The organism is Neptuniibacter sp. QD72_48 (assembly GCF_047778065.1).
GTDB lineage: Bacteria > Pseudomonadota > Gammaproteobacteria > Pseudomonadales > Balneatricaceae > Neptuniibacter.
The window spans coordinates 1,929,420-1,949,355 of the sequence record NZ_CP180547.1 but is presented as its reverse complement, the minus strand read 5'-3'; the positions used below and the strand labels follow the sequence as shown (position 1 = coordinate 1,949,355).

General features: G+C 43.6%; 24 protein-coding genes, 1 tRNA gene and 1 pseudogene. 14 read left to right on the top strand and 12 right to left on the bottom strand.

The window, feature by feature from the left end; all coding sequences use genetic code 11:
* Positions 1–130: 130 nt before the first annotated feature.
* Complete coding sequence (arfA, locus tag ACMXYX_RS08645) at positions 131–325, bottom strand: alternative ribosome rescue factor ArfA (RefSeq protein ID WP_415881292.1); 195 nt, start codon at positions 323–325, stop codon at positions 131–133.
* A 122-nt stretch (positions 326–447) separates the two neighbouring features.
* Between arfA and ACMXYX_RS08640 the strand changes: the two genes are divergently transcribed.
* The 12 genes from ACMXYX_RS08640 to ACMXYX_RS08585 all read left to right on the top strand — a co-directional run bounded on the left by ACMXYX_RS08640 (position 448) and on the right by ACMXYX_RS08585 (position 7,757).
* Positions 448–1,533, top strand: a complete 1,086-nt coding sequence (locus ACMXYX_RS08640) for a site-2 protease family protein (RefSeq protein WP_415881291.1) — start codon at positions 448–450, stop codon at positions 1,531–1,533.
* Between the two features lie 2 nt (positions 1,534–1,535).
* Entirely contained in the window at positions 1,536–2,771 is a 1,236-nt protein-coding gene (locus ACMXYX_RS08635; protein WP_415881290.1) for a DEAD/DEAH box helicase, read from the top strand.
* A gap of 254 nt (positions 2,772–3,025) precedes the next feature.
* Positions 3,026–3,361, top strand: a complete 336-nt coding sequence (locus tag ACMXYX_RS08630) for a hypothetical protein (protein WP_415884562.1) — start codon at positions 3,026–3,028, stop codon at positions 3,359–3,361.
* A 93-nt stretch (positions 3,362–3,454) separates the two neighbouring features.
* Positions 3,455–3,721 carry a hypothetical protein gene (locus ACMXYX_RS08625; RefSeq protein WP_415905919.1) on the top strand — a complete coding sequence of 89 codons (267 nt, stop codon included), beginning with the start codon at positions 3,455–3,457 and terminating at the stop codon, positions 3,719–3,721.
* 64 nt (positions 3,722–3,785) lie between these two features.
* Positions 3,786–4,607, top strand: a complete 822-nt coding sequence (locus ACMXYX_RS08620) for a hypothetical protein (RefSeq protein ID WP_415905918.1) — start codon at positions 3,786–3,788, stop codon at positions 4,605–4,607.
* A gap of 109 nt (positions 4,608–4,716) precedes the next feature.
* A complete protein-coding gene (locus tag ACMXYX_RS08615; protein WP_415905917.1) occupies positions 4,717–5,100 on the top strand; it encodes a hypothetical protein in 384 nt (127 codons plus the stop codon).
* 134 nt (positions 5,101–5,234) lie between these two features.
* Positions 5,235–5,726 carry an NADAR family protein gene (locus ACMXYX_RS08610; RefSeq protein WP_415905916.1) on the top strand — a complete coding sequence of 164 codons (492 nt, stop codon included), beginning with the start codon at positions 5,235–5,237 and terminating at the stop codon, positions 5,724–5,726.
* 80 nt (positions 5,727–5,806) lie between these two features.
* Positions 5,807–6,115 carry a hypothetical protein gene (locus ACMXYX_RS08605; protein ID WP_415905915.1) on the top strand — a complete coding sequence of 103 codons (309 nt, stop codon included), beginning with the start codon at positions 5,807–5,809 and terminating at the stop codon, positions 6,113–6,115.
* A 96-nt stretch (positions 6,116–6,211) separates the two neighbouring features.
* Positions 6,212–6,628, top strand: coding sequence for a hypothetical protein (locus tag ACMXYX_RS08600; RefSeq protein ID WP_415905914.1), 417 nt, complete (start codon positions 6,212–6,214; stop codon positions 6,626–6,628).
* A 52-nt stretch (positions 6,629–6,680) separates the two neighbouring features.
* Complete coding sequence (locus ACMXYX_RS08595) at positions 6,681–6,908, top strand: hypothetical protein (RefSeq protein ID WP_415881285.1); 228 nt, start codon at positions 6,681–6,683, stop codon at positions 6,906–6,908.
* 117 nt (positions 6,909–7,025) lie between these two features.
* Complete coding sequence (locus tag ACMXYX_RS08590; protein ID WP_415905913.1) at positions 7,026–7,235, top strand: cysteine-rich CWC family protein; 210 nt, start codon at positions 7,026–7,028, stop codon at positions 7,233–7,235.
* Positions 7,236–7,286: 51 nt separating this feature from the next.
* A complete protein-coding gene (locus ACMXYX_RS08585) occupies positions 7,287–7,757 on the top strand; it encodes a GNAT family N-acetyltransferase (protein WP_415905912.1) in 471 nt (156 codons plus the stop codon).
* Here the strand turns inward: ACMXYX_RS08585 and ACMXYX_RS08580 are convergent.
* Positions 7,741–8,325 carry a DNA-J related domain-containing protein gene (locus ACMXYX_RS08580; RefSeq protein WP_415905911.1) on the bottom strand — a complete coding sequence of 195 codons (585 nt, stop codon included), beginning with the start codon at positions 8,323–8,325 and terminating at the stop codon, positions 7,741–7,743. The genes ACMXYX_RS08585 and ACMXYX_RS08580 overlap by 17 nt on opposite strands.
* A gap of 162 nt (positions 8,326–8,487) precedes the next feature.
* Between ACMXYX_RS08580 and ACMXYX_RS08575 the strand changes: the two genes are divergently transcribed.
* On the top strand, positions 8,488–9,423 hold the full coding sequence (locus ACMXYX_RS08575) for a D-hexose-6-phosphate mutarotase (RefSeq protein ID WP_415905910.1): 936 nt from the start codon (positions 8,488–8,490) through the stop codon (positions 9,421–9,423).
* 2 nt (positions 9,424–9,425) lie between these two features.
* Here the strand turns inward: ACMXYX_RS08575 and ACMXYX_RS08570 are convergent, their stop codons facing one another.
* From ACMXYX_RS08570 to ilvC, 9 genes and pseudogenes are all read right to left on the bottom strand, one after another.
* Positions 9,426–9,734, bottom strand: a complete 309-nt coding sequence (locus ACMXYX_RS08570; protein WP_415905909.1) for an AzlD domain-containing protein — start codon at positions 9,732–9,734, stop codon at positions 9,426–9,428.
* The gene (locus ACMXYX_RS08565) at positions 9,731–10,438 is read right to left on the bottom strand and encodes an AzlC family ABC transporter permease (protein WP_415905908.1); all 708 of its coding nucleotides are present in this window, start codon (positions 10,436–10,438) and stop codon (positions 9,731–9,733) included. Before ACMXYX_RS08565 ends, ACMXYX_RS08570 begins: the two co-directional genes overlap by 4 nt.
* Before the next feature lie 85 nt (positions 10,439–10,523).
* On the bottom strand, positions 10,524–11,351 hold the full coding sequence (locus tag ACMXYX_RS08560; RefSeq protein ID WP_415905907.1) for an AraC family ligand binding domain-containing protein: 828 nt from the start codon (positions 11,349–11,351) through the stop codon (positions 10,524–10,526).
* Between the two features lie 97 nt (positions 11,352–11,448).
* The gene (locus tag ACMXYX_RS08555) at positions 11,449–12,093 is read right to left on the bottom strand and encodes a DUF47 domain-containing protein (RefSeq protein WP_415905906.1); all 645 of its coding nucleotides are present in this window, start codon (positions 12,091–12,093) and stop codon (positions 11,449–11,451) included.
* 19 nt (positions 12,094–12,112) lie between these two features.
* On the bottom strand, positions 12,113–13,150 hold the full coding sequence (locus ACMXYX_RS08550; RefSeq protein WP_415905905.1) for an inorganic phosphate transporter: 1,038 nt from the start codon (positions 13,148–13,150) through the stop codon (positions 12,113–12,115).
* A gap of 168 nt (positions 13,151–13,318) precedes the next feature.
* Positions 13,319–14,212: a 30S ribosomal protein S6--L-glutamate ligase gene (rimK, locus tag ACMXYX_RS08545; protein ID WP_415898243.1), complete on the bottom strand. Its 894-nt coding sequence runs from the start codon at positions 14,210–14,212 to the stop codon at positions 13,319–13,321.
* 129 nt (positions 14,213–14,341) lie between these two features.
* Positions 14,342–14,698: pseudogene (locus tag ACMXYX_RS08540) on the bottom strand (ATP-dependent zinc protease); the annotation flags it as partial.
* A 303-nt stretch (positions 14,699–15,001) separates the two neighbouring features.
* Complete coding sequence (gene modF, locus ACMXYX_RS08535; protein WP_415898189.1) at positions 15,002–16,447, bottom strand: molybdate ABC transporter ATP-binding protein ModF; 1,446 nt, start codon at positions 16,445–16,447, stop codon at positions 15,002–15,004.
* A gap of 140 nt (positions 16,448–16,587) precedes the next feature.
* Entirely contained in the window at positions 16,588–18,063 is a 1,476-nt protein-coding gene (ilvC, locus tag ACMXYX_RS08530; RefSeq protein ID WP_415898190.1) for a ketol-acid reductoisomerase, read from the bottom strand.
* A 330-nt stretch (positions 18,064–18,393) separates the two neighbouring features.
* Between ilvC and ACMXYX_RS08525 the strand changes: the two genes are divergently transcribed.
* A tRNA-Met gene (locus ACMXYX_RS08525) sits at positions 18,394–18,470 on the top strand.
* 271 nt (positions 18,471–18,741) lie between these two features.
* Here the strand turns inward: ACMXYX_RS08525 and amrS are convergent.
* On the bottom strand, positions 18,742–19,812 hold the full coding sequence (amrS, locus tag ACMXYX_RS08520; protein WP_415898191.1) for an AmmeMemoRadiSam system radical SAM enzyme: 1,071 nt from the start codon (positions 19,810–19,812) through the stop codon (positions 18,742–18,744).
* Between the last annotated feature and the right edge of the window lie 124 nt (positions 19,813–19,936).

Here is a 19,936-nt window from a genome sequence, read left to right as displayed (position 1 = left end):
TATTGATGGTATCGCATCTGGTGGCGGCAGCATCCATTGTGCGACTAAGCAGGAGATTAAGCTGTAACCTTGAAATGGTAGAGCACTATTTGATAGGGGCTTGAATTAGTATCTGGTAGTGTGAAACTAACTAAGCCGCTATTAAATAGGACTCTCGTCCTTTGTGTTTGTCTTTACGTTTATAAGCACCTTTACCTTTTTTAGCTTTGACTACTTGGGATTTAAAAACCTTTGAAGTGACTAATGCTGCTAAGTGATTTTGTTTAATCTTTCCTCTACCTGTATCCACCACATGGGTTGAGGATACGGTTGTTTTCGTTTTCATACCTGTGTCCTTGTTAATGTAATTCGATGTTCTCCAATTGCAGAAGCTGCATTATACCGCTGATTGGCTATAATGCGCCGCTTATTTGATAAACACTTACTTCATAATCAGCAGGAATTACTGTGCAGCTGTTACGCATCGATTGTCTAGGCAAAATTTTACGTCTTGAGGGCTCAATGTCTGGATGGCAGGCCCTGTATTGGGATAACCAGTTGGTGTCTCAAATACCGGCGAGTGCAGATCCTGCTGAGAGTACAGAGCACCGTTTCGCCCTGATGACTGGATCAGGTGAAGAGATCGAGTGCGTTTTGACTTTGTCACTGACATGGCAACCCTTCAATCTTGAATATGAACTAGCAGTGGAAGATCAGAAGCTTGGAAGTGGTGAGCTAGTCGAGAAAGATATCGAAACCCAAGTGGTTGAGAATGTCGTAAAACAGCCGAATAAGATCAGCATACTGGGTATGGCTTCTTTAGGCCTTAAGCTGTTTAAAAGCGCTAAGGTCATCAAAGTACTGTTTGCTGCAGGAAGTTTGGCAGCGTATAGCTGGTTATTCTCCTTTGAATTCGCGTTAGCACTTATCCTTTGTTTGGTTTTTCATGAATATGGCCATGTGCGTGCTATGAAGCGTTTTGGCTTAAAGACAAAGGGAATTTATCTGGTACCTTTTTTGGGTGGCTTAGCATTATCAGATGATCGTATTAACACTCGCTGGCAAGATGTTTATATATCCATTATGGGGCCGGTATTTGGCTTATTCCTATCTTTAGTTGCTCTGGTTCTATATTGGTTGACGGATATTGAGGTCTTGGCGGGTATTGCTGCCTTCAATGCCTTGCTCAATCTATTTAATTTGTTGCCGGTATTACCGTTAGATGGTGGCCACGTCCTAAAAAGTATCGCTTTTTCGGTTAACTCGGTTTTTGGCCTAGTGATCTGCGTTATCGGTGCTTTAGCCGGTGTCGTAATTAGCTATTACTTTGGCATGGCGCTGCTAGGCTTCTTGCTGGCTGTGGGCAGTATCGAGATTGTGCTTGAATGGAAACACCGTCACAGTAGTCAGTTATTGCCATTGGCTCGTTACGGTCAGGTAGTATCAGCCCTATGGTACTTCGCTACTGTGGGTGGTTTATGTTGGGTGATCTGGATCTTAGGTCAACAAGGTAACAGTGCACTTGCTCTGCCATTACAAATTCTTGGAAGTTGATTATGAAGTTTGACAGTTTGCCTTTGTGCGAGAGTTTAATCGCAGCTATACATACCGCAGGTTATAGCGAAGCTACACCCGTTCAAGCTGAAGCGATACCCGTTATCCTATCTGGTAAAGATCTCCTTGTCGGTGCACAAACAGGTACCGGTAAGACAGCAGCTTTTGCGCTGCCAATCTTACAATCCATACTGACCGACCCTGATTTTAGTAGTGATCAAAATAAAAAGCTCAAAGCTTTGGTGCTGGCGCCCACAAGGGAGTTAGCGCAGCAGGTGAATAACAGCTTTAAGAAATATGCCAAAGGAACTGGGTTTAGATCAGCCGTAGTTTATGGTGGTGTGGGCATTGGCCCGCAAGTAGATCAAATTAAGAAAGGGATTGATGTGCTGGTGGCTACACCCGGCCGTTTATTGGATCTACATAAAAAGAAAGCTGTAAATCTAAGACAAGTCACTCACCTGGTATTTGATGAAGCTGACCGCATGTTGGATATGGGCTTTAAAGATGAGATTAAAGCGGTTTTAAGCAAATTACCTAAGCGTGACGTGCAGCCACGACAGGTACTGCTTTTCTCGGCGACCTTAAGTGATTCTATCTATCGTTTTAGTAAAAATTTATTAGATAAGCCCGAGCGTATCGAAGTAGATCAGCGTAATTCCTCTGCGGCTGATGTCGATCAGATCGTTTATAACTGCGACCCTGATCGTAAATCAGCGATTGTCAGTCACTTAGTCGACAAGCATGATTGGTCACAAGTGATTGTCTTTTGTAATACAAAGCAGGGCGCAGATAAGCTAGTAGAGGTTTTGAAACAAGCCAATATTTCTGCCGATGCCATCCATGCTGATCGATCACAAAAGTTGCGGGAAGAGGCTTTAGAACAGTTCAAGCAGGGGCAGCTTAAAGTGCTTGTTGCGACAGATGTAGCGGCACGAGGCATCGATATCGACAGTCTACCAGCCGTAATCAATTACGAGATGCCATATAAAGCAGCTGATTATATTCACCGTATTGGAAGAACTGGCAGAGCAGGTAACAAGGGCGTTGCTATCTCTTTACTAATAGAAGAGCAGAATCATCTATTGGAAGAGATTGAGGTCTTGTTAGATACCCGTTTGCCACAACAATGGCTCCAAGGCTTTGAGCCGGATCTGACTCGCGAAATAGAAATTACTCGGAACAACACTAAGGCAGCACAGAAAAGGCGCGCGAAAAAACGTGCTTTAAAAAAGTGATAAGAAAATAGAAAGCGCACTTTATTTTGACTGTATATAAAAACAGTCTTTTATCCCTTTGCGACTTATGAAAGGATAATACGTCAAATTGACGCTTTTTCACAAAGGCGCAAACCTTCTAAGCAAGGAAAGCTTATGCAAATCAAATTATTACAACCCACTCTTAATATCTTTTCTCGGAGATATATGTCAAATTGACGCGTTTAAACACGTCAATCTGACATATATTTAGCTGTTATAACCTCGGATAGACTATGACACTAGTTACATTTTTTCCCGTTTGGGTGGTGCTATTTCTTGGTGGTATTGTGTACTTTAAAAAGAGTAAACGGATTTATTCTATCCTTAAGGAAAGGCATCCTGAAATGTACAAAAAACTCGGCTATCCCACATTTTTTACAAGCGAATTTGCAAACCATAATGCACCATTGCTTGGTTTTCTTTACAAGAACATGTGGCAAGGGCTTGACGATCCAGAGCTTGAAGCTGAATCTAAGAAACTAAAGTTAGTATTTTCTATAGAAGTTCTTGCCCTAATAGTCTTAATAACCGAACTATCTCTCAACTTATTATTTGGAATGGGGTTATAACAAGTGTGGGCACATCCGCCAGCAAAGCTGGCTAGGACAGCCGCTGCGCGTCTGCCCGTGCCACAAGCGTTATAAGGCAATAAAGATCTAGCAATGGGACTAATTGAAGCAATCCTATTAGGCATTCAATTTAAAAGGCTACAGAAACCTTTGGTCTTCTTTTCCATGCTCATAGGTTTCATTCTGTTCAGCGTCTTTGGTCTTAGTATTGTGTGGACTGTTGTAAGTGGTTTAGTTACAACAGAAAAAGAAATTACTTTGCAGTTACTTGGTGCTAGTGCCGGACTAGCTGCGTTCGCTTTATTATTTTTCGGTCTTGCATGGGTATGTGGTTATTTCATAAAAAGGTGTTTCCAGTAATGCCCCATAACAAGGCCATCAAAATTCGCCCTTTGGGCTGGACGTCGCATGCGCTCCGCCCTTTATGGCGGCGTTACACGGCCTAAACGATGAAACGATGAAACGATGTATATTCTGTAATCTGGACTGCAGTGGGGTGAGGCGAGCCAAGGAGCATATTATTCCTGATCACCTTCAGCGGAAGTATGGGCTGCCGAAAGAAAGGCTTTCGAATGCTCACTCCAAGATAGTAAGTGGTGATTTTTCTGGCGGCCATATATCTAAACTTCCAGCTGAGCGTGAACTTACTTATTCAGGGTTTCTTGCCGGTCGAGTATGCAAAGTCTGTAATAATGGGTGGATGTCGGAATTAGAAAAAGAGGTCATACCTCTTATTTATCAGCTTATCGACGGTGAGATGGGCTTAGATCAAATAAAACAGAAAGAACGGGAGAGTCTAGCTCGCTGGAGCTTTAAAACCACCGCTGCATTGAGTAGTTCTACAAATGCTCCTCAAAACTTTGTTTCTGAATCTCATTCTAAAGAGTTTTACTCTAGCGGCGGTGTAACCATTCCAGAAAATGTAGGAGTCTTCGCTGCCACCTCCGATGAGGCCAACTTTCTCTGGAGCTTTAGTCCAACTTGGCAGGTAAGAACGGACAGCGACATACCAAAAGAGCTATTGCAGTTTATGCAGAGGAAATCCTACAAGGTATTTCTACAATTGGGACACTTGATGTTGGCGGTATGCTGGTGGCCGATTAACACCATTACATACACTTTAGAATCGTGGGCTGGTACCGAATTGTCGGGATTGAAAAACTTAGATATCAATAACGAAGATTGCAGGAAATATTTTGACAAAGAAAATGAGTCGTTCCTAATGGCAATCGGAGCGCAGGTATGAAATTGGCGTGTAACAAGACCAAGCACAGCGACAGCACTTCCGTTGCGGCTTCGCCTCCACTACTAGGCTGCGCGTGTTGGCGGCGTTAGGTATCACTTGAGGTTAAGTTTTGCGTTTTACTCTTGAACAAATTCAACATAGAAAGCCTGTATGGGTCGTTCTGTCAGATTTGTTTTTAGATACAGACGTTACTCTTATGTATGACGAAATAGCCCAAGTATGCGCTGATTCGGATTATTCGACAGTAGAGTTAAAAAAAATACTGTCCGAAGAAGTTGCGCCTGTCGTATCAAGTAATCTCATGTGTATAGCTGGTGAATGGGCTGGTTTTGATGAGAATTGGTTAGTTGAACAGATCACCAAGACAAGTACTATTAAAGAGTCAAAGCTGTTCTATTTCTTTAAGCCTCGTAATTTTTGGTTAAACAGATATATTCGTGGGCATTGGAAAGTGCTTGAGCCTAAAATTTTGGCTTGTAGAGGAAATACCTAACAAGGCGCTCAAGTAATGACGCGCTTTGCGCGCCACTTAGCTGAGCGTTAAGCGTCAAAACCATCGATAACGGATTTATCTTGAAAGTTAGAAGCAGAGAAGAATTAGCGGATTACGTGAATCACGGTAATAAAGTGAAATACGTTTTTTTCTGGGGGCACCAGAAATCCAAGAGCGGAGTATCCAAGAGCTGCTTTAGTCAGTGGTATGACTCCCCACATGAATGTAATGGCCAACACTTTATGACCGCTGAGCATCATATGATGTATCAGAAAGCGGCTTTGTTTGGCGATCATTCCGCAGTTAAAAGGCTTTTGACCGCTAGTAATCCGGGAGAGGCAAAGGCCATAGGCCGGGAAGTTTTAGGCTTTGACCAAACGAAGTGGGATCAGCATAGGTTTGAAATCGTAGTTTCAGTAAACATGGCTAAATTTAGTAGTGACCCAGCGCTCAAGGAGTTTTTACTCAATACTGGAAATCGAGTGCTTGTTGAAGCTAGTCCGGTCGATAAGATATGGGGAATTGGTCTAGCTGAAGATCATCCTGCCTGTGAAAACCCCAACCAATGGAAGGGTGCTAACCATTTGGGTTTCGCATTAATGGAAGTGCGTGATCAACTATCGTAGTCCGTCACGCTTAACAAGCAGCTCAAATGTGACGCGCTCTGCGCGCCACTTAGCTGAGCGTTATGTCTTATGAGGTCTGAATGTTAAAGAAGGTTATCTTTCTTTTAACCGTAGTTCTCATGCTTGTGTTTGCAGTAAACCCAAGTTACAGATGGTTGTTAGTAAATGGTGTCGCTGCATACCAGTGTGCATCAAATGGAATAATTACCGAGAAGTGTCAGTGGTTTATTGATTTTGTTGTCGTTGGCGAAGAGGAAGGAACAACATTTCATGAGCCAAATAGTAGTTTTATCTACGGTTACTCTAAGACGGGAAGTCTAGCAAGTAAGCATGGTTATGAATGGAAGCAAATCATTGGCCCTTGGTATGTGCTCCGGTTCGAGACATAACAAGTTTGTTAATAATCGCCTTTCGGGCTGGACCGCAAACTACGCTGCTTCGCAGCAATGCGGCCCATTACAAAAGCGTTATGTATAGGTAAGCATATGGAAGATTTATACATCATTGGAGCAATAATAATCCTTATGTTAATCCTGAGTGCCTTAGAACATTTCAGGATGAAACGGTTATCCAATGAGCGTGGGGAAGCGGATATCTGCAAATATGCGACATCTTTCGACTACAGAAATGTCGATACTAAAATTATGAGGGAAGTTTGGAATGAACTTCATCTCTGGCTTGGCAAATATGACGGTAAGCCATTCCCCATCGAAACCAAAGATACGTTTGATAATACCTATAACATGGACCCTGATGATCTTGATGATATCTATTTGGCGGTAGCAGAGCGCTTGGGGATCAATACTGATAGCCCTGAGAAAAATCCATATTTTAACAAAGTTACCTCAGTAAAGAATTTGGTGTTGTTTCTGCATCATCAACCGAGAGTCGGAAATGCATAATAAACAAGCCAACGGACGTACTCTGTTTGGCTGCTATGAACAATAAACATAAATGCTAGAAATTCTAGAAGCTGTAATCAAAGGCCTTGGTCTTCTTTTAAGACTCGCTATTGAGGGCGGGGTACTGTTAGATATGAGTCTGTCAGCTACAGGCCGATATTTTATAAAAGCAGTGTACCCTCCGCATTGGAATAAGCAGGTTCGCTATGGCGATGTGGTAGAGCGTTTAGTCGGGGCTGTTATATGGTGCATTTCGGCTTACATTCTTTATTCGCTATAAGGCCTTATAAGGTTTCTAGTTGAAAACTTAAATATCCGTCCCGTAAGCAGATTTATTCTTCGCTTATAATCCGTATGCCAACCGTTAAACATCAACGTTAGTGATTAGGGTTTATGTATGCCTCAACATGAACAAGCAACTTGCCCGAAGTGTGGCTCATTGTTTGAGTGCAAGGTCGGCAGCTATTTTATCTGTGATTGCAGTGAGATCTATCTGACAAGGGAGCAGGCGGGTTATTTGGCTGAAAGATGGGATGAGTGTTTGTGTTGTAAATGCCTAAACGAGTTTAAAGAAAGTTGGGGCAGCATTCCCGAATCAGAAAAATAATACTGAGCGCTTCAGTTTGATAGATTGAAGTGAGAAATATTAAGGAAAAAGATGATGATTAGAGAGATTAAAGAGGGCGATATCGAGGGTGTTAGTCGTGTCTGTTTAGATGCTTTTTCTGACTCGGTTGCTGGTTCATTGTCTGATGAAGGGATCGCTACTTTTACTGCAATCGCTTCCCCAAATGCTTTTGCCGAGAGGATGAAAGCAGATAATCGTATGCTCGTCGCAGAAGATAATAACGGTGAAATCTTAGGTGTGGTAGAGCTAAAGGAAGGCCGCCATATTGCGATGTTATTTGTTACGCCCAGTCAGCAAAAAGGCGGGATTGGTCGGAGATTACTTACAGCTGCATTGAAATATGCGAGATCAGAAACTGTAACTGTCAGTGCTTCATTGCCTTCTGTCCCTGCTTATCGGAAATATGGTTTTAAGCTTACAGGGGATGTGGGAGAGTCGTCAGGTTTGGTTTATCAGCCTATGGAAGTACCAACTAATCAAAAGGTTAGCCCTTGTTTATGATGCTAATTATCACTTCGTAAGCCTCTCTAATCTCATTGAATTTTACCTTACAGCCACCTTTGTCTGGATGATGTTCTGAGGCTAATTTTCGGTATTGTGTTTTGACCGACTGATAATCGGTATCTTCAGTTAGACCTAAAACATCGAGAGCATCCTGATAGTGATCTTGATTAAAATAACGGGTCCAAAAACTATCTAGCAGTTTGTTAACCGATTCTTCGTTACTTGATGTGAACTCATCCCAATCCAGATAGTACTCTCTGACTGCTTGATCTGACTCTAGTGACAATTCGTTTTGATTGCTGATTTCGGTTTTGATAAGTCTGATCTCTAATGCAGAGATAGTCAGCGTTAAGCCTTGATCCCAAAATTTGGATTGTAGGGTATAGAGCGCATTCATAATCAGGAAATGCTGTCTAAACAGGGCCAAGTCACTACCTGATGGTGCATCTTCACCGAAATCATCAGCGTTGAGATCTAGAGCTTTTAACAACTCATATTCACTTAAGCTGCTTTCCGACTGTCTAAGGATATCTTCTATGGGAGTTACTAGTGGGTTGCGATGCATAATTCAGTAGTTTTGCTGATGATTAGAGCAGCTTATCGGCGTAGGATGAGGATTACCAGTCGAGAATATTTCATGCATTAAAACGCACGATTGGCTTTTACCCAAGTATTGGTAAGCGTAAAATACTGCCTTGCAGTTTAGTAACCAGGAATAACAAAAATTATGAATCTGGCAGATCAAGTTCAAGCGCTGTACGCAAAGTATGGTGCTTTAAAAGGCATTACTATTGAGATTCATAAGCAGCTCATTGCCATCGCAGTAAAAAACGAAGCGGCTTCGGCCACTATTTTTTTGCAAGGGGCGCAAGTTGCTGAGTACAGCCGAATAGGGGAGCAGCCTGTTTTATGGCTGAGCCAAGAAAACGATTTTAAAGCCGGTAAGTCTCTGCGCGGTGGAGTACCTATCTGCTGGCCATGGTTTGGGGATCTTTCCAGAAATCCAGATCAAGTTAAAAGCCAAGTTAGCAACGCAGAACCACCTGCACATGGCTTTGTGCGATCTGAGGATTGGGAGCTATTAGCTGTCGATCTGATCGATAGTGAAACGACCCGATTGACACTTCAGCTCGAGGTTTTGCCTACAGAGCTCTGGGCTTTTCCTGCGGTCCTGCGGTTGACAGTTACCGTGGGTACCGAATTAGATTTAGAGCTCAAAGTTAAAAACTTAGGTTCGGATGCCTTTAGTTATACCAGTGCTTTGCACAGTTATCTTCAGATTGGTCATGTCAGTGAGACTGCTATCGAAGGATTGGAAGCTGTTGAGTACATAGATACGCTGGAGGATTGGCAGGTTAAGCAATCTAATTCGGCGATTGGTATCTCGGCTGAAACGGATCGTATCTACCCAAATATTCCAGCTCAGGTTGCTATCAAAGACAAGCAGATGCGCCGTCAGATCCTTATGAGCGCCGATAACCTCCCTGACATGGTGGTTTGGAACCCTTGGATCGATAAAAGCAAACGCTTAAGCCATTTTGCTGATAATGACTATGAGAATATGGTTTGCTTGGAAAATGCGTCTGTCCTCGACAATGCGGTAGAACTAGCGCCTGGGAGTGATTCCATTAGCAAAGTCTCGATCTGCTCTGTTCGTCTGTAACCCTATAGATTACAGACGAAGAACACACCCATACTCAGTACGGCTGTCATCAAGGTGTTTTTAGTTAAAAGCATCAACACGATGGCAGCTAGTGCGCCGATAATATATGGGCTGTCCAAGCTCGTTGTTAGCTTTCCTTCCTGTAAGAATACCAATGGGCCTATCACGGCTGCTAGTACGGCAGGGGCCGAATAGCTAAGCAGTTCTAGCGCTTTATCATTTAACTTAAGCGGTAAGCGGGGTTCTAAAAAAAGATAGCGACTAGCGAATACAATGATCGCCATAAGCCCGAACAATAGCCAATCATTCATTTCGATCTCTCCGCTGCGCATTTAAAGAAATAGCCACTTAGCATCCCTAATATAATTGAGATCAATAAGCCTGCTTGAATCTCATGAGCTTCGCAGTACACCGATACCACCAGAGATACACCTACACAGACCAGATATGAGAGGTTTTTAATCATCGGGATGAGTATGGCGATAAATGTAGCGACAACCGCGAAGTCCAATCCAAGGGTAGTTAGATTGGGCAAAGCTGCGCCTGCAAGGATTCCTAGCAGCGTCGCAACATTCCACGCGATATAGAAACTTAAGCCGCCACCCAATGCATACCAACGATTAAATATACCGTTATCTTGAGTGCCATTTACGAACAGTTCGTCCGTTAACAGGAAGCCGAGTGAACTGCGCCATTTAAGAGGTAGTGCCTGGATATGCTGTCGCATTGCCATGCTATACAGCAGATGTCGTGAGGTAATCAGCAATGTGGTGACGAGTATACTGAGCATAGAAGCGCCGGCTTGTAGCATACCTATAGCAACCAACTGTGAAGTGCCCGCAAATACAAACAGTGACATGGCCTGAGTTTGCCAAGCGGTTAGACCTGATTCGATCCCGTATGCGCCGACTAATATGCCCCAAGGCAGCACAGCGACAATAAGGGGCAACATCGCTAGCGTGCCTTTAAGGAAGGACTGCTTAGAGTTTAATGGAATTTTTACCTGACTATTCACTTTCACGCTCTTTCTTATGTTGAGCGATAAAGATAAATATTCAGTGGTTGTGAGTCTTGTACGGGATTGCTGCGTGTTTGTGATGTTAGCTTCTTATCTGGCGAGCATATTGACCCGGCGTTACACCGATAGTGCGTTTGAAATGACGGTTAAGATGGCTTTGATCGTGAAAGCCTGCTTTTAAGGCGGCATCCAATAGTGTATCGCCTTGAGTAATAAAGCGCTTACTTAGCCGTACACGGGATTGTATTTGATAAGCATGAGGAGGAAGTCCGTAGAACTTCTGAAACTGTCGCACTAGATGAAAAGCACTGATGCCCGCAAGTTTGGCTAGATCTTCTAGAGACACATCAGCTTGTGGGTGATCATCGAGATAGTTTTTTACCAAAGCGACTCGCGATTTGGCATCGGCCTGTTCAGGTATCTCTGTGCTGCATTTACCATGACGCTGCATCAACTTGAGTAATGCGTTGTATAACAGTGTCTCGCGTAGCAGGCGATTATCAGAGTGTTGCAGGTGATATAGGGCTAAGCGAAACAAGCCTGCAAGCTCAGGGTCTTTAACAACAGGATCTGAGAAATAGACTGAGCCGCTGATATTCAGGCCCGCTTCCTTAGCGATATTGGCTAATTGATCAGGTAAAGGGTAGATCGCTTTATAAGACCAGCCACCTTCAGTAGCGGAGTGGCCATCGTGGACTTCGTCATGATTAACTAGGATGATACTGTCCTGTGGCGCTACGTGGTTTGCACCATTTCTTAGGAAGCGCTGAGCACCTTCCTCAATCACGCCTACCGTATAACCCTCATGGCTATGCCTAGAAAAATTCTGGCGCTCATAGGACGCTTCTAGCATCTCTAATCCGCCTAGTTCATCTTCTATATGGTAGTTAGCGATCTCTTTTTTGCTCATGGCTACATTCTAGCGCAAACGGGCTAACGGTTTTTGTACAAAATTGATCTTTTGCTTGGGTAGAGTGGCTATAGAATTGAGAATTTATCGCGTGTTTTTAGACTAGTTTGACCATAATATCGTGAAGGACGTTTGCAGCAGCATGTAATCTTCGAGATCCATCCATCAAATGATGATAGATCTCTCGTTTGCAAAGTATCTCTGTGGTGACTTCGCCTTGGAAGAGCTCTTTTAAACTGTGTCTATACAGTCTTTCTATACGTCTATGAGCATGCCGGGCAATTTGTGCATCTTTCTCACTGCCAGCAGGATAGGTTGATAATCCACCAAAGCCTCTCTCTAAGGCTTCGCAACCCGTTAAAAGCTCTTCAAGAATCCTGACCATCTGTTCGTCGGGCTCAACGCCTAGATCGAGCATCTCATTTATGGTGCTTTTACAATGTGTGATTATCCAATCTAACGCAGCTATAGCACGGTAGATATCTTCGCGGTCTATTGGGGTGGAAAACGATCGGTTCAACTGGTGCAAATTACGAATTTTAAGTGCGTCTGCTTGATGCTCATCTGCTGCTAATACTTCTGCGAGATATGGATTGGGACTTTTCATATATTGATAGAGGTTTCGAATCGTTACCGTTACCAATGTACATTGCTCGGTTAGGAGTAAGAAAAAGTCAGGTGGTGTAGGGACAATCCTATTAAGGAGTTTACGAAAGAGGTTTTGTTTACTCTGATCGCTCATATCCAACCCTTTTCAATATCTAAGCAAGCGTAGTAAGGCTCAGCACGCCATAACTAATAATGGAGACAATGCCAGCACCAGGTATGGTGATTAGCCAAGTGATGCCGATCTCTTTAGCCTTTGTCCATCTCACGGCTTTAGCTCTTTCTGCCGCGCCTATACCCATAATAGATGAGGAAACTACATGGGTGGTCGATACTGGCGCGCCAATCATGGAGGCTAAAAATATAACGCCTGCAGATGAGGCTTGAGAGTTAAAGGCATGTAGGGGCCTAATTTTGTAGATTGAGAAGGCTAGGGTTCTAACGATTCGCCAGCCGCCCAATAGCGTGCCTAATGTAATAGAGATGGCACAAACTAGGATGACCCAAAATGGCACTACAAATTCGCTGATCTCACCGCTCATTAGTAAGCATAGAGTTAATACACCCATACTTTTTTGGGCATCATTAGCGCCGTGAGAGAAGGCTAACCCGGCGGTAGTGAACCATTGCGCGCCCCTTAATTCACGATTGATCAAAGGGCTGGCTGCTCGTAATAGATACAGCGTGATTCGTTGCAGTAAAAAGCCTATCCAAAATCCCGCTAAAGGGGAGATAAACAGTGCTAGCAGCACCTTAGTAACGCCAGTGATCTGCCCTTGAGCCAATTGTGAAAAACCCCAAAGCACATGTTCAGGTCCCGCTGATACGACAACAGCCCCAACTAAGCCACCGACTAACGCATGTGAAGAGGACGAGGGTAGACCTCTATACCAAGTAAATAGATTCCACGTGGTTGCAGCTAATAAACCGCAGATAACTAATGATAGAGATAGGTTGCTTGGGAGATCATCTAAAGTGACAAATTTACCAATGGTGTTTGCGACTGCTGTACCACCAAGCATAGGCCCCAAAAAGGTGAATGTGCCTATAACTAAAATAGCTTGTAGAGGTGTCATTGCATGCGAAGCGATCACCGATGCGATCATATTCGATGCGTCGTGAAATCCATTGGTGAAGTCGAAGACTATAACAATGGCTGTCGCAACTATGAGGAATAGCCAAATTTGATCCATCTAATTTGCTGACTCCCATTAGCTTAAGATTTTTGTAGGCTAATAACTTAATAGTAGTCAGAGAATGGATTTATGGATTTGAAAAGGGCAGGAGAATTTAGTGCATGATCAGAAAACCCATTCCCAAAAGTATGGGAACGGGTTTATGAGTTGAAAATTTGGAGAACGCTATACTTTAACAACCCACTTTAGCTTTTTCTCTATAGCTTGAATCATCAGGCCAGCAACGTCTTTACCGGTTGCGCCTTCTATGCCTTCCAAGCCCGGAGAAGAGTTTACCTCTAACAGTAAAGGACCTTTCGCTGAACGAATGATATCTACGCCAGCTACTTTGAGGCCCATAGCCTTAGCTGCTTTAATAGCGATCTTCTTCTCATCTGATGTTGGAACGATAAGGCTCGCTGTACCACCCTGATGGATATTCGCTCTGAATTCGCCAGGTTCAGCTTCACGCTGAATTGAAGCCACTACTTTTCCATCCACTACAAAGCAGCGGATATCTTTGCCGTTGGCTTCTTTTATGAACTCCTGAACGAGAATGTCGGCCTTAAGGCTCTTGAATGCATTAATAACACTCTCTGCGGCTTTCTTGGTTTCAGCGAGTACAACGCCTTTGCCTTGAGTACCTTCAAGCAACTTAATGATCAGTGGTGCGCCACCAACCATGTTGATCAGATCATCCGTTTCGAGCGGTGAGTTAGCAAAGCCCGTGATCGGAATATCAATCTTGCTCTCGAAGAGGAGTTGTAGAGAATGCAACTTATCGCGAGATTGAGTAATAGCCCCAGCGGTATTTAGACAATACACACCCATAGATTCAAATTGACGTGTCAGTGCACAGCCATAGAAGGTCATGCTTGGGCGAATCCGTGGGATAATTGCATCAAGATCGTTTAGTACCTTGCCGCCACGATAATGAACCTCTGGATTTTCAGCATCCATCTTCATGTAGCAGTGCTTGATATTCAGGAACACCATCTCGTGACCGCGCTCTTCACCTGCTTCCATAATCCTACGATTACTGTAGAGGTTAGGGTTGCTGGCTAATACACCGATTTTCATGCCTTTTTTAGGTGTTTTTTTGCTTAGATAGAGTTCTTTCAACTCATCATCTGCAATATCACCTAAACAAAAAGATTCTTCTGGATCTACAATCAACTTACCCGACATCGCTTCACGGCCTAATAGCATGCGATAGCCCATCGCATCTCGATTGGTTAGGGTAAGTTCAACATCCCAGCTTTGATCGCCAATAGCTAAGCTTGTTTTGATTACATAGCGCTTTTCTGATGTGCCGCTAGAGCTTTTCACACTGCGGCGATCAAATACAGGGGCTTCGCAATGAACTACTGTTTTGCGATTGTCCTGTAATGGACATACATCAAATCTGACCCAAGCAACCCCATCTCTTTGAAATTGTTGGATATTTAAAGCATGAATTGCAGATGTTTTGGCACCAGAGTCGACTCTGGCTTTGATTGCAGGAACGGCAAGTTGAGGAAACTTGCACCATTCTTCAGCGCCGCAGATATTCTTTTCGATTGTCACTCATTTGATCCTCAATAAAGGCATTTGCCTTGTGGTACATGAGTGCAATTTGACTCCTGTTTTAATCAAGAGACAATCTTTTTTTGCGGGTTTTATATGAAATTTTTTAGACGATATTAGAGTGGATCTGAAATGAAAAGGGCCTAGTGAATACTAGCAATGTTTTTCAATTAAGCTGGCAGAAAAATGTAGGAGGCCACCCTGTGGCCGATTTTCTCGCTCAGAGGGCTGAGCTCCTACCCAAAATACAGTTAGGAAAACCTTAAGTGAACGGTACTGTAGTAATACTATGCCTTAGAGAATTTATTCAGCGGTTAGCTTTTCTAGCTGCTTAAACTCTTTAATGCCACTGATCTGGTCTTCTGCGTGGTGGTTAACATATAGAACCGTTGTGTCTCCACTGGCACAGATCTTCTCAATTAGCGCGAGTACGAGCTGACGGTTGATATCGTCTAGGCCTAAGCAAGGCTCGTCGAGGATTAATAAAGTAGGGTGCTTAACCATTGCGCGAGCAATCAACAACAAACGTTGATCACCAAAAGATAGCTGGTTGTATGGCTCGTTGGCGCGATCTTCCATACCCAGTAGGGCTAACCACTGGTCTGCAACTTCTTTCTGCTTATCGGTACTCTTTGTGTACATGCCGATACTGTCGTGGAAGCCAGAGATAATCACATTTCTAAGGCTAATGCTTACACGGTATTCCCACTGAAGCGCGGTAGATACATAGCCGATATATTGCTTGATCTGCCAGATAGTTTCACCGTTGCCGCGTTGCATACCGAATACAAAGATATCGTTGGTATAGCATTGCGGGTGGTCGCCGGTAATTAGGTTAAGCAGGCAGGTTTTACCACTGCCGTTAGGGCCGCTTAGTTGCCAGTGTTGACCCGGCTTTATGGTCCAGTTAAGGCCATCAATAACTTTTGAATCTGCGTAGGCAATTTTAATATCCGTTAAACGCACCAACGGATCTTCTGGATTCAGTGCTGGTGGACGATCGGATTCATCTGTAGGTGGCACAGATAGATCGGTCGTTTTAAGGTGTAACAGTTGATACAGGTCGTCGTAGGCTTGCTTGTCGTTAATATCAACTGTGTGATGAAGCTCACCTTTGTCGGTATAAGCAACATGGGTGATGAAGTCCGGCATTTCATCAAAACGGTTTAATACCAGAATCATACCCATTGAATCGATCTTGCTTGCTAGCAGATCGTGCAACAGCTTCATAGAGTCAGCGTCTAGACCATCGAAAGGTTCATCTAGGATGATAAGGTCTGGATTATTCGCTAGGGCGCGAATTAGCATGATCTTACGCGTTTCACCTGTTGAGAGCTTTCTGAAGCTACGATCAAGCATATGTTCTAGTTTGAACATGCTAACAAGTTGATCGAGTAGTTCAGCATCAAATTCTGGGTAGATCGCTTTACCTTCTTCCAGAATTTCTCTTACCGGAGTGCCTTCACTAATAACATCCATGATATCGGCATCGTCTTTCTTAAGCTCTCGGGCAATCAGTTCTGCCTGAGCTTCAAAAGAAACAAGTTCAACATGTTTTGGTAGGCCCGAGATAGTCCCACTGACTTTATCGCCTGCACCGGCCAAGATTGCAGATAGGGCAGACTTACCGGAACCGTTGGTGCCAGTAATCACCCAATGTTGGTTGGGTTCAATTGTCCAATTGATGTTGTTGAGCGTGAAAGACTCACCAAATTCTGCCGTGTAATTCTCAATCTTAATGCTGTTCATAGTCTCTAATATGCGGATCTATCGATTGGGTTTTATAGGGATCTGTTACGGAAAAGGCTTAAATTTAGCTAAAAAAAAGCCAAGGCAAAGCCTTGGCTTTAATTTTCTTACAAGAAAGAAAATGTATAAATATCAGATAATTATACGATCTTCTTCATGTCAGCCATGTGGCCACGTAGCACTTTACCGATCGCTTCAACTGGGTGAGAGCGTAGTGCTTCGTTAACTTCGATTAGACGAGCGTTATCAACGCCAGTATCAGCAAGGTCTAGACCTTTACCGATAACATCAGTTTTGATGCCTTTCATGAAGTCGCCTAGTAGTGGTAGGCAAGCGTGGTTGTATAGGTAGCAGCCGTACTCTGCAGTATCAGAGATAGTTGCGTTCATTTCGTAAAGCTTCTTACGTGCGATTGTGTTAGCAATCAGCGGAGTTTCGTGTAGAGACTCGTAGTAAGCAGATTCAGCGATGATGCCTGCAGCAGTCATAGTTTCGAATGCTAGTTCAACACCCGCTTTAACCATTGCAACCATTAGGATACCGTTGTCGAAGAACTCTTGCTCAGAGATCTCTACGTCGCCTGCTGGAGTCTTCTCGTAGTTAGTCTCAGCAGTTTCTGCACGCCAGCCAAGAAGATTCTTGTCGTCGTTCGCCCAGTCTTCCATCATCACGCGAGAGAAAGTACCGTCGATGATGTCATCTTGGTGCTTGTTGTAAAGCGGACGCATGATAACTTTTAGCTCTTCAGAAAGATCGAATGCTTTGATCTTAGCTGGGTTAGATAGACGGTCTAGCATGTTAGTCACGCCGCCGTATTTAAGCGCTTCAGTAATTGTTTCCCAACCGAACTGGATAAGCTTAGATGCGTAACCAGCGTCGATGCCTTCTTCAACCATTTTGTCGAAGCAAAGGATAGAACCCGTCTGTAGCATACCGCAAAGGATAGTCTGCTCACCCATAAGGTCAGACTTAACTTCAGCGATGAAAGAAGACATTAGAACGCCTGCTTTGTGACCGCCAGTACCTACAGCGTAAGCTTTAGCTAGTGCAAGACCTTCGCCTTTAGGGTCGTTGTCTTCGTGTACAGCGATAAGCGTTGGTACACCGAAACCACGAACGTATTCAGCACGTACTTCAGAACCAGGGCACTTAGGAGCAACCATGATTACTGTTAGGTCGTCACGGATCTGCATGCCTTCTTCAACGATGTTGAAACCGTGAGAGTAAGATAGGCAAGCGCCTTCTTTCATTAGTGGCATTACAGCTTCAACAACAGGTGTGTGCTGCTTATCTGGAGTAAGGTTAAGAACTACATCAGCAGTTGGAATTAGGTCTTCATAAGTACCAACAACGAAACCGTTCTCAGTAGCGTTTTTCCAAGACTGACGCTTTTCTGCGATTGCAGCTGGACGTAGAGCGTAAGAAACGTCTAGACCACTGTCACGCAGGTTAAGACCCTGGTTTAGGCCCTGTGCACCACAACCGATAACAACTAGTTTTTTGCCTTTAAGAGCTTCAACGCCATCGCTGAACTCGTCCATAGACATAAAACGACATTTACCCAGCTGTTCTAGCTGCTCACGCAGTGGAAGCGTGTTGAAATAGTTCTTAGACATTTCTACATTCCGTAATAAATATAAAGTCGGTAAACCGACATGTTTGTTATAGCGCTACTCTAAAAGAAAAAGGGTATCGCGTAAAATGATATATATGGTTTGCTCTGTTGCGTTTTGCGCAATGATTAATCCCATACAAAGTGAGGCAATAATAGCGGTTTATTAGCAGGTATCCAGTTTAAATAGATGAAAACTGTTTGAGATGATCAAAAAATGCCTTAACTGTATGTTTAATAAACAGAAAAGGGCTGTTTTGTAATTAATTTTGCATCTGCGTGAAATAGTGCTTGCTAAAGGTTGAGCCGGTCTATACTATTCGCACCACATTGATGCGGGGTGGAGCAGCTTGGTAGCTCGTCGGGCTCATAACCCGAAGGTCGTTGGTTCAAATCCAGCCCCCGCTACCAAACATAGAGAAAACCGATTTAGTTAATTCTAAGTCGGTTTTTTCGTTTATAGGGTATGTAATTTGTATGGAGAAGCTTGGTAGCGCGCCGGGCTCAGGTCTTATAACCCCGGGCGAAGGTCGTTGGTTCAGAAATGATGAAGTCATTACCATCTAGCACGCAGTACGCAGCCTGAAAGGTGGCAATAGCCAATCAATCCAGCCCCCGCTACCAAACATAGAGAAAACCGATTTAGTTAATCCTAAGTCGTTTTTTCGTTTCTATAGCCTAGTTACTTCCCAGATAAATACAGTGGTTGTCGATGAGCTCCCCAATTACCATGACTGTCTTCAAATCTACCAGGTAAAGGTTCGCCACAGCCAACACAGTAGCCTGATTTAAGATTCCACTCTCCTAGTTGATACCAATCGCGTTCAATCAAACGCAGTCCACAATTGTGGCAGTAGGTTGAGCTGCCGGTAGTATCATGAACATTACCCGTATAAACGTACCTCAGCCCGTTTTGCATTGCGATTTTTCTGGCGCGGGTCAACGTAGATGAAGGAGTTCGAGGCTTATCCAACATTTTCCAATCAGGGTGAAAAGCAGAGAAATGCAATGGGACGCAGGGACCAAGGTTGTCGTAAATCCATTGCGTCATTGCATCGATCTCTTCATCACTGTCATTTTCGTCAGGAATTAGCAGTGTAGTTATCTCAAACCAAACTGAGGTTTCGTTATGAAGGTAGAGAAGAGTATCTAGAACGGGAGTGAGGCTAGCGCCACATATCTTTTTGTAAAAACGTTCTGAGAATGCTTTTAAATCAATATTTGCAGCATCCATGTGCTTAAAAAAACGAGGGCGAGCTATATCGGTAATATAACCTGCGCTGACTGCGATAGCGTTAATTTGATATTCATGGCACGCGATAGCAACGTCTTCAGCGTATTCAAGGAAGATAACAGGATCGTTGTAGGTAAAGGCGATAGAGCGGCATAGGTGATTCTGGCAGTATTTTGCTAATTTTTCAGGGTTGGCTGCATCGGCAAGCTTATCCATTTCACGGGCTTTGCTCATGTCCCAGTTTTGACAGAATTTACAGGTGAGGTTACAGCCGGCTGTACCGAAAGATAATACGGGAGTACCCGGTAGGTAATGATTTAGTGGTTTTTTCTCTATGGGATCTATACAAAAGCCGCTTGAGCGTCCGTACGTGTACAGATACATCCGACCACCTTCATTACCACGCACAAAACAGAGACCACGTTGTCCGTCTGATAACTTGCAAAAACGTGGGCATAGATCACATTGAATTTTGTTTTGATCAAGTTCATGCCAGAACCCCACTTCAATGACACTCATACTGGGTTCCTATTTGGGTAATTAATCGGTGATGTTTTTAAAACTTTCGTAACTTATTTCTATACTTGAAGAGTAGGACGGCCCGTGAAAGTTAGCAATCAAACAACCTTCATGCGCTCTTGTT

Coding starts and splice junctions, on each gene's coding strand:
- arfA (WP_415881292.1), bottom strand. CDS start 325: ATGAAAACGAAAACAACCGTATCCTCAACCCATGTGGTGGATACAGGT.
- ACMXYX_RS08635 (WP_415881290.1), top strand. CDS start 1,536: ATGAAGTTTGACAGTTTGCCTTTGTGCGAGAGTTTAATCGCAGCTATA.
- ACMXYX_RS08630 (WP_415884562.1), top strand. CDS start 3,026: ATGACACTAGTTACATTTTTTCCCGTTTGGGTGGTGCTATTTCTTGGT.
- ACMXYX_RS08625 (WP_415905919.1), top strand. CDS start 3,455: ATGGGACTAATTGAAGCAATCCTATTAGGCATTCAATTTAAAAGGCTA.
- ACMXYX_RS08620 (WP_415905918.1), top strand. CDS start 3,786: ATGGCGGCGTTACACGGCCTAAACGATGAAACGATGAAACGATGTATA.
- ACMXYX_RS08605 (WP_415905915.1), top strand. CDS start 5,807: ATGTTAAAGAAGGTTATCTTTCTTTTAACCGTAGTTCTCATGCTTGTG.
- ACMXYX_RS08600 (WP_415905914.1), top strand. CDS start 6,212: ATGGAAGATTTATACATCATTGGAGCAATAATAATCCTTATGTTAATC.
- ACMXYX_RS08595 (WP_415881285.1), top strand. CDS start 6,681: ATGCTAGAAATTCTAGAAGCTGTAATCAAAGGCCTTGGTCTTCTTTTA.
- ACMXYX_RS08590 (WP_415905913.1), top strand. CDS start 7,026: ATGCCTCAACATGAACAAGCAACTTGCCCGAAGTGTGGCTCATTGTTT.
- ACMXYX_RS08585 (WP_415905912.1), top strand. CDS start 7,287: ATGATGATTAGAGAGATTAAAGAGGGCGATATCGAGGGTGTTAGTCGT.
- ACMXYX_RS08580 (WP_415905911.1), bottom strand. CDS start 8,325: ATGCATCGCAACCCACTAGTAACTCCCATAGAAGATATCCTTAGACAG.
- ACMXYX_RS08575 (WP_415905910.1), top strand. CDS start 8,488: ATGAATCTGGCAGATCAAGTTCAAGCGCTGTACGCAAAGTATGGTGCT.
- ACMXYX_RS08570 (WP_415905909.1), bottom strand. CDS start 9,734: ATGAATGATTGGCTATTGTTCGGGCTTATGGCGATCATTGTATTCGCT.
- ACMXYX_RS08560 (WP_415905907.1), bottom strand. CDS start 11,351: ATGAGCAAAAAAGAGATCGCTAACTACCATATAGAAGATGAACTAGGC.
- ACMXYX_RS08555 (WP_415905906.1), bottom strand. CDS start 12,093: ATGAGCGATCAGAGTAAACAAAACCTCTTTCGTAAACTCCTTAATAGG.
- ACMXYX_RS08550 (WP_415905905.1), bottom strand. CDS start 13,150: ATGGATCAAATTTGGCTATTCCTCATAGTTGCGACAGCCATTGTTATA.
- rimK (WP_415898243.1), bottom strand. CDS start 14,212: ATGAAAATCGGTGTATTAGCCAGCAACCCTAACCTCTACAGTAATCGT.
- modF (WP_415898189.1), bottom strand. CDS start 16,447: ATGAACAGCATTAAGATTGAGAATTACACGGCAGAATTTGGTGAGTCT.
- ilvC (WP_415898190.1), bottom strand. CDS start 18,063: ATGTCTAAGAACTATTTCAACACGCTTCCACTGCGTGAGCAGCTAGAA.
- amrS (WP_415898191.1), bottom strand. CDS start 19,812: ATGAGTGTCATTGAAGTGGGGTTCTGGCATGAACTTGATCAAAACAAA.